The 14,337-nt window shown below is 70.6% G+C and carries 14 protein-coding genes; 9 read left to right on the top strand and 5 right to left on the bottom strand.

Going from position 1 to position 14,337, the window contains the following annotated elements:
• Positions 1 to 9 precede the first annotated feature (9 nt).
• Positions 10 to 2,055 (top strand): cell cycle histidine kinase CckA, encoded by a 2,046-nt coding sequence (gene cckA, locus VGR32_RS05460; RefSeq protein WP_327448870.1) that lies wholly within the window; start codon positions 10 to 12, stop codon positions 2,053 to 2,055.
• Here the strand turns inward: cckA and VGR32_RS05455 are convergent.
• Together VGR32_RS05455 and VGR32_RS05450 are read right to left on the bottom strand one after the other, a co-directional pair.
• The gene (locus tag VGR32_RS05455) at positions 2,052 to 2,381 is read right to left on the bottom strand and encodes a hypothetical protein (RefSeq protein ID WP_327448868.1); all 330 of its coding nucleotides are present in this window, start codon (positions 2,379 to 2,381) and stop codon (positions 2,052 to 2,054) included. The genes cckA and VGR32_RS05455 overlap by 4 nt on opposite strands.
• 72 nt (positions 2,382 to 2,453) lie before the next feature.
• On the bottom strand, positions 2,454 to 3,674 hold the full coding sequence (locus VGR32_RS05450) for an NADP-dependent isocitrate dehydrogenase (protein ID WP_327448866.1): 1,221 nt from the start codon (positions 3,672 to 3,674) through the stop codon (positions 2,454 to 2,456).
• A 169-nt stretch (positions 3,675 to 3,843) separates the two neighbouring features.
• Here VGR32_RS05450 and VGR32_RS05445 point away from each other — a divergent pair, with 169 nt between their 5' ends.
• The 6 genes from VGR32_RS05445 (at position 3,844) to VGR32_RS05420 (ending at position 7,649) form a co-directional block, all read left to right on the top strand.
• Positions 3,844 to 3,972 (top strand): hypothetical protein, encoded by a 129-nt coding sequence (locus VGR32_RS05445; protein WP_327448863.1) that lies wholly within the window; start codon positions 3,844 to 3,846, stop codon positions 3,970 to 3,972.
• A 34-nt stretch (positions 3,973 to 4,006) separates the two neighbouring features.
• Positions 4,007 to 4,180, top strand: coding sequence for a DUF2945 domain-containing protein (locus VGR32_RS05440; protein ID WP_327448861.1), 174 nt, complete (start codon positions 4,007 to 4,009; stop codon positions 4,178 to 4,180).
• A gap of 25 nt (positions 4,181 to 4,205) precedes the next feature.
• Positions 4,206 to 5,264 (top strand): DUF1176 domain-containing protein, encoded by a 1,059-nt coding sequence (locus VGR32_RS05435; RefSeq protein WP_327448859.1) that lies wholly within the window; start codon positions 4,206 to 4,208, stop codon positions 5,262 to 5,264.
• Positions 5,261 to 6,169 (top strand): NAD(P)/FAD-dependent oxidoreductase, encoded by a 909-nt coding sequence (locus VGR32_RS05430; RefSeq protein WP_327448857.1) that lies wholly within the window; start codon positions 5,261 to 5,263, stop codon positions 6,167 to 6,169. Before VGR32_RS05435 ends, VGR32_RS05430 begins: the two co-directional genes overlap by 4 nt.
• A gap of 226 nt (positions 6,170 to 6,395) precedes the next feature.
• The gene (locus tag VGR32_RS05425) at positions 6,396 to 7,382 is read left to right on the top strand and encodes a LysR substrate-binding domain-containing protein (protein ID WP_327448855.1); all 987 of its coding nucleotides are present in this window, start codon (positions 6,396 to 6,398) and stop codon (positions 7,380 to 7,382) included.
• A 30-nt stretch (positions 7,383 to 7,412) separates the two neighbouring features.
• A complete protein-coding gene (locus tag VGR32_RS05420; protein ID WP_327448853.1) occupies positions 7,413 to 7,649 on the top strand; it encodes a hypothetical protein in 237 nt (78 codons plus the stop codon).
• Between the two features lie 5 nt (positions 7,650 to 7,654).
• Here the strand turns inward: VGR32_RS05420 and VGR32_RS05415 are convergent, their stop codons facing one another.
• Both VGR32_RS05415 and VGR32_RS05410 read right to left on the bottom strand, forming a co-directional pair.
• Complete coding sequence (locus VGR32_RS05415) at positions 7,655 to 9,508, bottom strand: DUF885 domain-containing protein (protein WP_327448851.1); 1,854 nt, start codon at positions 9,506 to 9,508, stop codon at positions 7,655 to 7,657.
• A 12-nt stretch (positions 9,509 to 9,520) separates the two neighbouring features.
• Positions 9,521 to 11,311: a DUF885 domain-containing protein gene (locus tag VGR32_RS05410; protein ID WP_327448850.1), complete on the bottom strand. Its 1,791-nt coding sequence runs from the start codon at positions 11,309 to 11,311 to the stop codon at positions 9,521 to 9,523.
• Between the two features lie 136 nt (positions 11,312 to 11,447).
• On the opposite strand from VGR32_RS05410, the gene VGR32_RS05405 reads away from it, so the two are divergent.
• Positions 11,448 to 12,053, top strand: coding sequence for a DUF2939 domain-containing protein (locus VGR32_RS05405; RefSeq protein ID WP_327448848.1), 606 nt, complete (start codon positions 11,448 to 11,450; stop codon positions 12,051 to 12,053).
• Between the two features lie 67 nt (positions 12,054 to 12,120).
• Positions 12,121 to 12,675: a DUF2939 domain-containing protein gene (locus VGR32_RS05400; protein ID WP_327448846.1), complete on the top strand. Its 555-nt coding sequence runs from the start codon at positions 12,121 to 12,123 to the stop codon at positions 12,673 to 12,675.
• A gap of 2 nt (positions 12,676 to 12,677) precedes the next feature.
• Here the strand turns inward: VGR32_RS05400 and VGR32_RS05395 are convergent, their stop codons facing one another.
• Positions 12,678 to 14,285, bottom strand: coding sequence for a ShlB/FhaC/HecB family hemolysin secretion/activation protein (locus VGR32_RS05395; protein ID WP_327448844.1), 1,608 nt, complete (start codon positions 14,283 to 14,285; stop codon positions 12,678 to 12,680).
• Positions 14,286 to 14,337 lie beyond the last annotated feature (52 nt).

Raw genomic sequence — 14,337 nt, 5'->3', positions numbered from 1 at the left:
GCCCGCACCATGACCCCACCCCGTCGCCTGCCCTTCGATCCGCTGCTGATCGTCATGGCGCTGGGAGCCGGAGTGGCGGTGGCGGCGATGGCCTATCCGGCATTCCGCAGCGATCCCTTCAGCGCCCCCGGCATGATCCTGATCTGCGCCGCGGCGGGCGTGGCGCTGATCGGCCTGCTGGCGTTCGGTCGCAATGAGGCCGCGCAGCGGCCGCGGGGCGACGCGGCCGTGGAGATTCTGGACGCCTTGGCCGAGCCCGCCGCGCTGGTCTGGGCGTCCGGCCAGGTGCTGGCCTTCAATGCGGCCTGGGCCGAGGCCAACGGCGCGACGACGCGGTTGCCCCGGGCGCGCGCCGGCGGCCAGGCGCTGTACGCCGCGTTCGCCGAAGCGCGCCGCGGGGGCGAAGGCCGGGCCATCGTCTCGGTCGGCGCCCGGGAAATCGAGGTCGTCATCGGGCGTGCCGGCGATGACCGCTTCCTGCTGCGCGCCGCGCCCGACGCCCTGCTGGCGCCGTCCAGCGAGCCGGCCCGCCCCGCCCCGTTGCGCGCCGACACCGGCGAGGCGCGGGCCATGGCCGCGGGCGCGCCCTTCGGCTCGGCCCTGATCGAGAGCGACGACCTGTTCGCCGGCCGGCTGGTGGCGCCGAACGCCGCCCTGACCGAGCTGACGGGACCCGCCGCGGCGCGCGACGCGGCCTTCGGCCATCTGTTCGAACCGGGGGGCGTGGTGGAGGCGCGCGCGCGTCTGGAGGCCGGATCCCACGGCCCGATCGAGCTGCAGCCCCGCGCCCATCCCGAGCGGATCCTGCACCTCTACGTCGCGCCCGAGGGCGAGGGGCGCCGCATCTGGCTGTTCGACGCCACGGCGCAGAAGTCGATGGAGCTGCAGCTGACGCAGGCCCAGAAGATGCAGGCGGTCGGCCAACTGGCCGGCGGCGTGGCCCACGACTTCAACAACCTGCTGACCGCCATTCAGCTGCAGCTGTCGGGACTGCTGGAGCGTCACCCCGTCGGCGACCCGTCCTACGAGGGGTTGAACGAGATCCGCCAGACGGCCGTGCGCGCGGCCGATCTGGTGCGCAAGCTGCTGGCCTTCTCGCGCAAGTCCACCGTGCGTCGGGAGCGACTGGATCTGGGTGAACTGGTCGGCGAGTTCGCCGTGCTGCTGCGGCGGCTGCTGCGCGAGGACGTGCGGCTGGAGACCGACCACGGCCGCGACCTGCCCGTGGTGCTGGCCGACAAGTCCCAGCTGGAGACGGCCGTGATGAACCTGGCCGTCAATGCCCGCGACGCCATGCGGGGCGTGGTCGAGCCCGGCGCCGGCGTGGTGACCATCAAGACGCGCCGCCTGACGGCGGAACAGGCCCGCCAGATGGGCTGGACCCATCCGTCCACCGAGGCGGTGGCGATGATCGAGGTGTCCGACACCGGGCCGGGCGTGCCCGCCGACATCCTCGACAAGATCTTCGAGCCCTTCTTCACCACCAAGGCCGTCAACGAGGGGACGGGCATGGGCCTGGCCACCGTCTACGGCATCGTCGAGCAGGCGGGCGGGCACATCAACGTGGCCAATCTGGACGGCGCCGGCGCGGCCTTCCGGATCTTCCTGCCCGAGGCCGCTGCCGCCGACCTCGCCGAAACGCCGGTGGTGGAGAAGGTCGTCAAGGCGCCGCGCGACCTGTCGGGCGCCGGGCGCATCCTGTTCGTCGAGGACGAGGCCGCCGTCCGCGGCATCGCCGCCAAGCTGCTGCGCCAGCGCGGCTATGAAGTCATCGAAGCCGCCGACGGCGAGGAGGCGCTGATCCTGGCCGAGGAGCACGCGGGCCAGATCGACATGCTGATCTCGGACGTCATCATGCCGGGACTGGACGGTCCCGCCCTGCTGAAGAAGGCGCGGCCCTACCTCGGCGACGCGCCGGTGATGTTCATCTCCGGCTATGCCGAGAGCGACTTCTCCGACCTGCTGCAGGACGAGGTCGGCGTGTCGTTCCTGCCCAAGCCGCTGGACATCAAGACGCTGGCCGAGCGCGTGAAGCAGGAGCTGCGCGGGGGCTAGTCGTCGTCGCGGTCGCGATGGCGGCGACCGTCACGGTCGCGGTCCCGCCGCGGACCGTCGCGATAGCCGTCGCAGTCCCGGTCGCGGGGCGCGCACGTCGGGTAGACGACCGGCGGCTGATAGTTCCAGTCGCCGGGGCAGACCTGCTGGAGCGGCCCGTAGCGATTGCCGGGAGGCGGGGCCCAGTGGCAGTTCCGGTTCTGCCATTCCATGTCGGCCGCCGCCTGATCGAGGCCCATGGCGATGGCGTTCCAGACTTCGGGATCCGTGGTGCAGGCGGTGAGGCCCAGAGAGGCGGCGGCGAGAACGAGGGCGGTGCGGCGCATGTGAAAATCCTCCCGCCGGCACCGTGGCCGGACGGGAGGATTTCGTCGTCTCACCAAATCTGACGGCGACGCTTAGGCCGCCCCGGCCATCTCCGCCGTCAGGTTCTCGGCGACCTTGTCCAGGAAGCCCTCGGTGGTCAGCCAGCCCTGCTGGTCGCCGACCAGAAGCGCCAGGTCCTTGGTCATGTGGCCCGCCTCGACGGTGTCGACGACGACCTTTTCCAGCGTCTCGGCGAAGGTGATCAGCTCCTGATTGCCGTCCAGCTTGCCGCGATGCTTGAAGCCGCGCGTCCAGGCATAGATCGAGGCGATCGAGTTGGTCGAGGTCGCCTCGCCCTTCTGGTGCTGACGGTAATGGCGGGTCACGGTGCCGTGCGCCGCTTCCGACTCCAGGATCTTGCCGTCCGGCGTCATCAGGACCGAGGTCATCAGCCCCAGCGAGCCGAAGCCCTGCGCAACGACGTCCGACTGGACGTCGCCGTCATAGTTCTTGCATGCCCAGACGAAGCCGCCCGACCATTTGATGGCGGCGGCCACCATGTCGTCGATCAGGCGGTGCTCGTAGGTCAGGCCGCGCGCCTTGAACTCGGTCGCGAACTCCTCGTCGAACACCTTCTGGAAGATGTCCTTGAACCGCCCGTCGTACGCCTTGAGGATCGTGTTCTTGGTCGACAGATAGACCGGATAGTTGCGGTTCAGACCGTAGGCGAAGCTGGCGCGGGCGAACTCGGTGATCGAGTCGTCGAGGTTGTACATGCCCATGGCGACGCCCGCGCCCGGCGACTTGAACACCTCGTGCTCGATCACCTGACCGTCGTCGCCGACGAACTTGATCGACAGCGTGCCCTTGCCCGGCATCAGGAAGTCGGTGGCCTTGTACTGGTCGCCGAAGGCATGGCGGCCGACGACGATCGGCTGGGTCCAGCCGGGCACCAGGCGGGGCACGTTCGAGCAGATGATCGGCTCGCGGAAGACGACGCCGCCCAGGATGTTGCGGATCGTGCCGTTCGGCGACTTCCACATCTTCTTGAGGTTGAACTCCTTAACCCGGGCCTCGTCGGGGGTGATGGTGGCGCACTTCACGCCCACGCCGTGGCGCTTGATCGCCTCGGCGGCGTCGATCGTCACCTGATCGTCGGTGGCGTCGCGGTGCTCCATGCCAAGGTCGTAGTAGTCCAGTTCCAGATCCAGGAACGGGAAGACCAGCTTGTCCTTGATCATCTGCCAGATGATGCGGGTCATCTCGTCGCCGTCGATGTCGACGATGGGGTTGGCGACCTTGATCTTGGCCATGAAGGGTCCTGTTCGTGAGGGGGAGTTGGCGCGCGGTATAGCGACCGTCGGCCCGGCGCGCAAAGCGGGCCCGGCAGCGTTTTAACCGTGCCTTCAAAATGCCGCCCACGGTCAAGCTGAACCGTGGCGGGTCCGGCGCCTTTCCCTGCCTCGAGAACGGGGTGACGACATGGACGATGAGGCCGAGCGACTGGTCGAGCGATGGATACTGGCATTCTGCGAGCCGCCACCGCTGGTGGATCCGGAACTGATGCGTCGCATGCTCGCTGATCACGAAACACGGGAGCGCGCGCGATGAGCGAGAAGACCTTCAAGGCCGGCGACAAGGTCAAATGGGATCACAGCAGGGCACGACCGAAGGCAAGGTCGTGCGCAAGCTGACGAAGCCGATGAAGATCAAGGGCCACAAGGTCGCGGCGTCGACGAACAATCCGGAGTATCTTGTCGAAAGCGGCAAGACCGGCGCCCGCGCCGCTCACAAGCCGACGGAACTGCGCAAGGCCTGACCGCCGCGCCTGCTCGGGGGACCACATGATCCGCACCGCCGCACTGTTCGCGACGGCCACGTTGACGCTGGCCGCCTGCTCGCCGCCGGCGCCCGACGGATCGGCACGCCCGGACGAAACGGACGCTCGGGAGGCCGCGCCGCCGGCGGCGATCGTCGCCGCGCGTCAGCAGGGGCCGACGACGATGTCGTCCCGGACGAAGGTGTTCCGCGACTGGATCGCCGCCTGCGACAACGTGAACCGCTGCGTCGCCGTGACCGGGGCCGGCGCGGACGGGGCCTGGCTGAAGGTCGAGATCGGCCCGGAGGAAGACGCGCGACCGACGGTCAGCTTCGGCGCGGTGGACCCGCGCGACGGCCAGCCCGTCGAGGGATCGACGCTGGCGATCGACGGCCGTCCGTCCGGAACGGACACCGTGGCGGCGCTGGGCCGCGGGCGACGCGCCGCGGTCACGGCCGGCGGGCAGGCCCGTCCGGTGTCACTGGGAGGCGCCGCCGCGGCCTTCCTCTGGATCGACGACCAGCAAGGACGTCTGGACACGACGGCGGCGCTGATCCGCCGCGGCGAGGCCCCGCCGCGCGGGGTCCGGCCCTTGCCGCAACGGCCGCGGGTGACCCCCTTGCGCATCCCCGGCGGCGGGACCGGCGAGGAACGTGCCCTGCCCCCGGCGCTGGAAGCGCTGCCGGCCGTCAGGGAGTGCCGCGTCGACGTGCCGGGTGAGCGGGCGAGGGTCTGGCGGATCGGCGTCGAGGACCTGTTGTGGGAGGTGCCCTGCTATCGTGGCGCCTACAACGAAGGTTCGCGGCTGTTCATCGCCAAGCCGGACGGCAGCGACGCCCATCCTCTGGGGCTGCCCGTCGCCCGGGGCGAACCGACCCCCTTCATCGTCAACGGCGACTTCGATCCCGAGAGTGGACTTCTGACCAGTTTCGACAAGGGACGCGGCGTGGGCGACTGCGGCGTCGCCCGCGCATGGGCGTGGACCGGCCGGGGCTTCGTCCTAACCGGCGAGGCCGCGATGGAGGAATGCTGGGGCGTGCCCTCGGATCAGTGGCCGGTTCTGTACGAGGCGATCGTCGAATGAACGACGTGGACGTTCTGGTCGTCGGCGCGGGTCCCGCCGGTCTGACCGCGGCGGCCTATCTGGCCAGGTTCCGGCGGTCCGTGATCGTCGCGGACGGAGGCAAGCCGCGCGCCTGCTGGATTCCGGTCAGCCACAACATGCCCGGGTTTCCGGAAGGCATCACCGGCGAGGACATCCTGAAGCGCATGACGTCCCAGGCGCAGGAGTACGGCGCCGTCGTCGAGACCGGACGCGTCCAGCGGCTCGAGCGCGACGGCACGGACTTCGCGGCCCGGCTGAACGAGCGGACGGTACGGGCCCGCGCGGTGATCCTGGCGACCGGGGTCTCCGACCGAAAGCCGCCGATTCCCGGCGTCGACGACGCGATCGAGCGCTCGCTGGTACGCATCTGCCCGATCTGCGACGGCTTCGAGGCGACCGGCAAGTCCGTGGCGATCATCGGTGACGACGACATGGGCCTTCGCGAGGCCGCCTTCCTGCGCACCTATTCCGACCGGGTGACGCTCATTCACGTGGGCGACGGGCCGGCCCCGTCCGCGGACGAGGCGGCGCGGCTGGGCGTCGAGGTGCTCGTGGGGTCAGTGGAAGCGGTGCGGCTGGAGGGCGATCACGCCCGCTGCCTGACGTGGGGCGGAGCGGACCGCATTTTCGACCACGTCTATTCGGCGCTCGGCACGACGCCCGCCGTCGACCTGGCCGTGCGATTGGGCGCAGCGGTCGGAGCCGACGACGGGAGGCTGGTGGTGGATGATCATCAGGCCACCAGCGTGCCGGGTCTGTGGGCGGTGGGCGACGTGGTGCGAGGGCTGAACCAGATCGCGGTCGCCACGGCCGAGGCCGCGGTGGCCGCCACCGCCGTGCACAACGAACTCCGGCGGGTCGAGGGGATGGTCGTGCGGGACTAGACCCTGCGAATGACAGGCGCGCGGCTCCTGGACCGGATCGCCCGGCGCGCGCGAGAGCGGCGCCAGTCGTCAAGGACGGCGACCCAGCCCCACGAGCCTTCCTTATGCGTGCGATGCGCTTCTTCCATGGCGACCTCCTGTCATCCGCTGCTCTGAGGGCCGCAACTTGCGCGGCGCGACGATTTCGGACAAACGGGAGTCTCCGAGCTTCAGACAAGGTATGCTTATGCCTGATCCCTTGGCGTCCATTCCGTTGGCGTCATTGCGCGTGTTCGAGGCCGCGGCCCGGCTGAACAGCTTCACCCGGGCGGCGCAGGAGCTGGGGATGACGCAGGCGGCGGTGAGCTGGCAGATCAAGGCGCTGGAGGGCCGGCTGAACCAGAGCCTGTTCCATCGTCTGCCGCGCGAGGTCCGCCCCACCGAGGCAGGAGAGCGGCTGTCCCGCGCCGCGACGGAGGCCATGACGCTGTTGCGCCGGGCGGTCATGGATCTGACGGAGGCCGACGTCGGGGTGCTGTCCATCACGACGCTGGCGACGCTGGCGACGCAGTGGCTGGCGCCGCGTCTGGGCGGCTTTCAACTGGCCCACCCCGAGCTTGCCGTGCGGCTCGACACCGCGCCGCACGTCGTCGATCTGGGCCGCGACGGATTCGACGTGGGCATCCGCTCCGGGTCCGGCGACTGGCCCGGCGTGGAGGCGGTCAAGGTCATGCCGAGCGTCTTCACGCACCTGTGCAGCCCCCGCTGCGTCGAGCGTCTGGGCATCCGCGAGCCGAAGGACCTGCTGAACGCACCGCGGATCGGGCTGGAGAAGGAATGGGCGGTCTGGTTCGCCGCGGCGGGCGTGCCGGCGGAAGGACAGAGCCCTTCGCGTCTGCGCGCCGACTATCAGGCGCTGGAGGTGGCCGCGGCGCTGGGCGACCAGGGCGTGGCCCTCGCCAGCCCCATCCTCTTCGCCCGCGAGATCGAAGCCGGTCTGCTGGTCCGACCGTTCGACCTGGCCGTGGAGCTGGTGCCGGGCTGGGCCTACTGGCTGTGCTGGCCGCAGGGCAGGCGCCGCATCGGCAAGATCGCCCGCTTCCGCGACTGGCTTCTGGCCGAGGCGCAGGCCGATCCGGCTGTGCAGGCGGCCGTCGCCGCGACGGGCGCGGGGCGCGACGCCGGCGCGGGTCAGGTTCCGTCACCTTCCGTCACGGGAGAGATCCGCGGCTAGGGTCTAGGGCGGACGGCGGAGGAGCTGTCCATGACCCGTCGTCCCGCCCGCCCCGTCGCCGCGCTGGCCATGGCCGCGTCGCTGTCAGCCTGCGCGCACGAACCCTTCGATGATCCGTTGTTCTGGCACGGCGTCGCCCTCGGCGCGGAGCTTGTCGCCGTGGCCGTCGCGCTGGAGCAGGACTGCTGGACCCGCTACGACCGGCGGGGATACGCCCACAGGGTCTGCGAGGACGACCTGCCGCCCCCGCGCCGACCCCATCCCTGACGCCGCTAGGCCCGGCGCGAGGCGATCCACTCGTCGACGACGCGCTCCAGCACCGTCAGCGGCACGCCGCCCGTCTCCAGGGCGGCGTCGTGGAACCCCCGGACGTCGAACCGCGCCCCGAGTTCGGCCCTCGCCTTCTTGCGCAGGCGGACCCACTCGTTGTGACCGACCTTGTAGGTGCAGGCCTGACCCGGCCAGGCGCAGTAGCGCTCGACCTCGGAGGTCGCCGCCCCCTCGCCGTCGCCATAGGCCTCCATCATGTACTGGATGCCCTGTTCCCGGCTCCAGCCCTTCGAATGGATGCCCGTGTCGACCACCAGACGGGCCGAGCGGAACATCAGCGACTGCAGATAGCCGATGCGGCCCAGCGCATCGTCCTCATAGGCGCCCAGCTCGTCGGCCAGCTGTTCGGCATAGAGGCCCCAGCCCTCCACGTAGCTGGAGAAGAAGACCGTGTTCATCAGCCTGGGGGCCGACGGGCTTTCCTGCTGAAGGGCGATCTGGAGGTGATGGCCCGGCGACGCTTCGTGATAGGTCAGCGTCGGCAGGGTCCAGGTCGGCCAGTCGGCCGTGTCCTTCAGGTTGATCCAGTAGATGCCCGGCCGCGAGCCGTCGAGGCTGGGACCGTTGTAATACCCCAGCGCCGCGCCCTGCTCGATCGCGGGCGGCACGCGCCGTATCTCGGCGCGGGATTTCGGCAGGCGGCCGAAGGCGGCGGGCAGGCGCGCGTCCATCGCCTGCATCTGGTCGTTCAGGCGCGCGATCAGCGCTTCCTTGCCGGCGTCGGTGTTGGGCGCGATGAACTGGGGGTCTTCGCCGAGCGCGCGGATGCGCTGCGCCACCGTGCCTTGGCTGAAGCCCTGCGCCTTCAGCAACACGTCCGCCTGGGCCGACAGCTGCGCGACCTGCTCAAGTCCGATGCGGTGAATCTCGTCGGGCGTCAGGGTCGTCGTCGTCAGGTAGCGCAGGCTGTTGCGATAGTACTGCGCGCCCTGCGGCAGACGGGCCACCGAGGCGTCGTGGCCGGCGCGCGGCTGGACGGCCTTCAGCGCCGCCGTCTGGGCCGCCAGCGCCGGATGGACCCGTTCAGCCACCAGACGCTCGACCCGGGCGCTCCAGTCTCCCGAGAGACCCTTCTCCGCCGTGCGCCGCGAGATCGAGGCGACCAGGGGCGTCTGGCCCGGCGTGACAGCCGTCATCGCCTCCTGCTGTGCGATCGTCTTCGCCAGAATGAAGTCGGGCGGGATCACGCCGAGCGCGAAGTCTTCCTGCACGCGCTCCGTCTCGGCGGTCAGCACGTCCGCGAACATGGCCACGCGCGCGACGTAGGCGTCGGCGTCGGCGGACGTCTCGATGGTGTGCTGGGTGTCGAGGAAGTCGGCTGTCGAGGAATACGCCCCGCCCATCTGGTTGACGCGATAGATGTTGGGCCAGCCGCCCTGTCCGTAGGGGATGTCGTAGGTGGCGATCACCGCGTCCCAGTTCTGGGCGAGCGTGTCGTACCGAATGGCGTCGATGCCGGCCAGCCTTGACCGATCGATGGCGGCCAGCTCGGCCCGGAACTCGCGCACGATGGCCCGGCCCCTGGCCTCCTCCTCGCGGGTGGGGACGCTCAGAAGGGACTTGGCGGCGGCACGCGGTCCCTGGTCGAGGCCGAAGCCGGTCACGGTCTCGGGCGACACATCCAGCGTCCGTTCCCAGGCGCTGTCCATGAAGGCGTTCAGCCGGGCGACCACGGACGGGTCCGACGCGGCCGGGGGGGTCGGCGCCGTTCCCGTCAGGAAGGGCGCGCAGCCGGCGGCGGCGAGGCCCGAAGCGGCAGCGGCGGAGCCCAGCAGGGCGCGGCGGTTGATGGTCATGGAGAGGGCTCCTTACGCAAAGCGGGCGCGGACCCGCTCCTGAAGCACGGACAGGGGCACGATGCCGTCCAGCAGGACGGCGTCGTGGAAGGCCTTGATGTCGAAATCGCCCTTCGCCTCGACCTCCTGCCGCAAGCCCTCGATGACGGTCTGGCCCAGCTTGTAGGAGCAGGCCTGGCCCAGGGTGACGATGTACCGGTCGATTTCCTTCTCGGCGGATTCCGGCGGCTCGCCGCATTCGGCGACCATCCAGGCGATGGCCTGATCGCGCGTCCACTTCTTGTGGTGAAGGCCGGTGTCCACGACGAGGCGCACGGCCCGGAACAGATAGGACTGCAGATAGCCGACGCGGCCGACCAGATCGTCGCCGTAGACGCCCAGATCGTCGGCCGCCACGCGCTCGGCATACAGGGCCCAGCCCTCGGTGTAGGCCGAGTTGCCCGTCAGGCGGCGATACAGCGGCAGCTCGCCCGCCTCCTGCGACAGGGCGATCTGGAAGTGATGGCCGGGGCTGGCCTCGTGATAGGTCAGGGTGGGCAGCGACCACTTGGGCCAATTCGCCGTGTTGGACAGGTTGATGTAGTAGGCGCCGGGCCGCGTCCCATCCAGCGAGGCTCGCTGATAATAGCCGCCGGGCGCGCCCAGTTCGATCGCGGGCGGCACGCGGCGGATCTCGACCTTCGACTTCGGCAGGACGTTGAACACCCGCGGCAGCAGGGGCTCCAGCTCGGCCATCTGGACGTTCAGCGACTCCAGCAGCTGGGCCTTGCCCTCGTCAGTGTTGGGCCAGAGGTATTGCGGATCCTCGTTCAGCACGCGGATGCGGTCGCCGACCGTTCCCTCGGTCATGCCCATGCGGCGGAACAGGCCGTCCATTTCGGCTTGGATCGAGGCCACCTGCTCCAGCCCGATCTGGTGGATCTGGTCGGCGGTGTAGTCGGTGGTGGTGTAGCCGCGCAGGGCCAGCGCATAGGTTTCGGCGCCGGCCGGAAGCTTCCACGCGCCGGCGTCGTCGACAGCCGACGGGCGCTGGGTTTCGAAGACGGCGATCTGACGGGTCAGCGCCGGCTTGACGTCTGCGTCGACGATCCCGACGGCGCGGGCCACCCAGTCGCCCGCCAGTTCCTTTTCGTCGACCTTCTTCGCCAGAGCGTGGATCATGGCCCAGTCGGCCGTCGGCATGTCGCGCAGGGTCTTCAGCTGCGTCAGCGTCTTGTCCATCAGGAAGGCGGGCAGGACCACGCCGTTGCCGCCGGCCTCGACGATGCGCTCGTTTTCCTGATCCAGCACGGTCGCGAAGGCGCGGCAGCGGCTGACGAAGGCGTCGGCGTCCTCGGGCGTCTCCAGGCGATGCTGGTTCGCCATGAAGTCGGGCACGCTGAAGTAGGCCCCCCATCGCTGGGTCACGACATAGGGGCTGGACCCGCCCCCGTGCGCCAGGGCCACGCCCAGCGCCGCCGTCTCGGCGGAGAACCGGAAGATCGCGAGGGTGACCTTCGACGCCTCCGAAAGCTTCGCGGGGTCGATGGTCTGAATCTCCGCCCATTGCGCAAGCGCGCGGGCGTCGCTCTCGCGCTTGAAGGCCAGACTGGAGTCGCCCAGCTTGCCGGCCAGATGCGCGCGTTCGCCGCGGTCGAGACCCAGGCTGGTGGCCAGCGTGGGCGAACGGTCGATCGTCTCGTTCAGCCATCGGGTCAGCATGGCGTCCAGGCGCGCGTCCTCCTCCGTCCGCACGGCGGCGACGGCGGGACCGGCGGCGGCGGCGGCGGCGGCGGTCAGCATCAGATGGCGGCGGTTCAGCATGGATCGTCCCTCCCGGATCATCGGCGCGCATGGGCGCATGCGCCGCGGGCCGGCGCAAGCGCTCGCGCGTCGGGGGCCGACGATTGAGACGGGCCCGCATCCGTGCTTGCCTGCCCGCTACTGGGGGGACCTCCGCATGATCCGCATTCTCGGCAATCTGGTCGGCCTGATCGTCGCCACGGCCGTCGTCGGCTTCTTCGCCGCGCCCTACGTCGGCTTCTTCGGAATCCGCGCCGCGGCGGACGCGGGAGACCAGGCCGGGCTTGAGAGGCTGATCGACTACGCCGCCGTCCGACGCTCCCTGGGGCCGCAGCTTGAGGGTCGCGCCGAGGCCACGGCGCCCGCGCCGGGATTCCTCGAGGATCCGATCGGCGCGGTCGTGCGAGGACTGGAACGGCCGACGCCCGACCGTCAGGCCGAGGTCGACGCCTATCTGACCCCCGTCGCGCTCGCCGCCCTGACGCGCGGCGAGGGCCGGTTCGCCGCCCAGCGATCCCGCAGCCCCGCGCCGACCGAGGCGGCGGACGGCGGTCCGTGGCCGACCCCGCGCCATTGGGGCGTCGACCGCGCCCGCATGACGGTGGAGGACGAGGGCGGGTCGCAGACCGTCTTCACCTTCGAGCGGCGGGGCCTTTACGAATGGAAGCTGGTGCACGTCGGCCTGCCCGTCGGCGCGGCCACGACGCCCGCTCCCGTCCCGCGCGTGGGAGACAACGTCGGGCGCAAGCGCGTCGGAGGCTGAGTCGATGTCGGTGGTCTGACCGGTGGAAACCGGTCTAGGCTGAACCGTCGCAATCTGGAGCGCTCCCTTGAATCGCAAGCTCATCACCGGCTTCGCCGTCGCCGTGGGCGCCCTGCTGCTGGGCTGGTTCGTGGCGTCGCCGTGGCTGGCGGCCAAGGCGTTGGGCGACGCCGCCGAGCGGGGCGACGTGCAGGCGATGGAGCGGCTGGTCGACTTCCCGCGCTTTCGCGACAGCATGAAGCAGGAGTTCAACGCGCGTTTCGTCGAGGAAATGCGCGCGAGCTCCGGCGGCGATCCGCTGGCGGGCCTGGGCGCGCTTCTGGGACCGGCGCTGATCTCGGGCGCGGTCGACGCGCTGGTCACGCCCCAGGCCATCGCCATGATGGTGCGCACCGGCGAGGCCCCGGAGGCGGACGAGGTCACGCGGGCCGAACCGGAGAAGGACCAGCCGGAGCCGAAGCGCACGCTGGGCTACCGGGACCTGAACACCTTCGCCATCGGCTTCCAGGACGCCGAGCGGCAGGACCGCGCGATCACCCTGCTGATGAAGCGCCGCGGTCTCTTCGGATGGAAGCTGGAGGCCGTCGACCTGCCGGAGCGCGCGGCGCCGGCAGGCCGTTGATCTTAGAAGCGGGCCGTCAGGGCGAAGCCGCCTCTCCAGTCGCCGTCGTCGGTGCGCGGGTCTTCCAGCGCCCTGGCGATCTCCAGTTCCAGAACCGCGCGGTCGCTGAAGGCGATGCGGACGCCGACGCCCGCGGATGCCAGCTCACCGACCAGTTCGGGGATGCCGGGACGGGCGTTCAGGGTCACTTCCCCGCCGTCGCCGAACACGAACAGCTCGCTGCCCTTGAAGAACCGCGGCGTGAAGGTGGGAATCCAGGCTGCCTCGAGCGCCACGCCCCATCCGGAATCGCCGGCCAGCAGGGCCGCCGGGAAGCCGCGTCCGTAGACCTCGCCGCCGATGGCGAACTGCTCAGACGTCGGCGTCGCGTCTTCCGTAAGCTGCGCCGCCGCCGAGGCCCGGAGGCGGACCTGGCGGCCGATCAGGCGCACGCCCTCGACGCTGACGTTCAGCTTCAGGAAGTCGAGGTCGGTCAGGTCGGGGGCGGGCGTCTCGGCGCCCAGACCGTCGACGCCCTGACTGAGGACCAGTCCGGCCGACGCCGACCAAGTCGGCCTCAACCTGGACCATGCCGCAGAGGCGCGCACGGTGCGGGTGCTCTCGTCGGCGAGACGCTCGCCGAACACGGCGTTGGAGCTGTTCAGCCCGTCCAGCCCGATGGACAGGTACAGATTCTCGCGCGGACCGCGGATCATCGGCCAGGACGCCGTGATCGCCGCCGTCGTCGCGTCGCCTTCGACCCCGCCTTCGGGCCGCGTGCGAAGATGGCCGACGCTGAAGTCCACGGCGGCTCCGTCCCAGCCGACCGGCATGCGATGGCTGGCGGCGACATGGACGAAGCTCTCGAAGTCGCCGGGCACGGTGACGGCAAGGCGGGTGCGGTCGCCCAGCCGGTAGAGGCCGTTCCGGTCGATCTGCACGCCCAGCTGCGTGCGGCCGAGCGTGCGCGAGCCGCGGCTGTCGGCGGTGAAGGTGGTCTCCCACGGCGTCCGCTTGAGATCGAGCACCAGGTCGACGGCGCCGGGCTGATCGGAGGGTCTGAGTGCCGTCGTGGTCTTCAGGCCCGGGACGTCGCCGATCAGGAAAAGGCGGCGATCAGCCGTGGCGCGACTGAGGGGCGCCTCCTGCGTCAGCAGATCGGCGTTGCGCCGGACGACGTCCATCTCGCCCCCCACGTCTCCGGTCAGCAGGACCCGCGCGATCCGGGCCTCGGTGATGTAGATCACCACCACGCCTTCGGCCGCGCGGCGGGTGTCCAGCTGAACCAGCGGAAGGGCGGCCAGACCGTGATCGGCATAGGCCTGAGCCAGCGCCGCCTGCAGCCGCGCCAGACCGTCGGCGTCCAGCGTCTGCCCGATGAAGGGGGCGAGCGCGCGGTTCAGGGGATCGGCGGGCACCGAGGCGCCCTGGACCGAGACGGCGCGCAGGACGAACGGCGGGACCTCCGGCGTCGTCGGCGCCGCGGACGGCAGCGGCGGCGCTTCGCCGGCAGGCGCGGACACGGGCGCGGCGTCCGGGCGGTCACGGGTGAGCAGGCGATCCTGGGCCAGGACCGGCGTTGCGGAAACGGCCGACAGGGCGGCCGCGGCGAACAGGGTGCGGGTCTTCATCGACGTGCGATCGCGAAGGACGGGACCGGCGCCCGGAGGCGCCGGTCCCCTC

It is taken from the genome of Brevundimonas sp. (genome assembly GCF_035935935.1).
Lineage (GTDB): Bacteria > Pseudomonadota > Alphaproteobacteria > Caulobacterales > Caulobacteraceae > Brevundimonas.
Note: the sequence above shows the minus strand (reverse complement) of the source record. Positions and strands in the feature narration are given on the sequence as shown.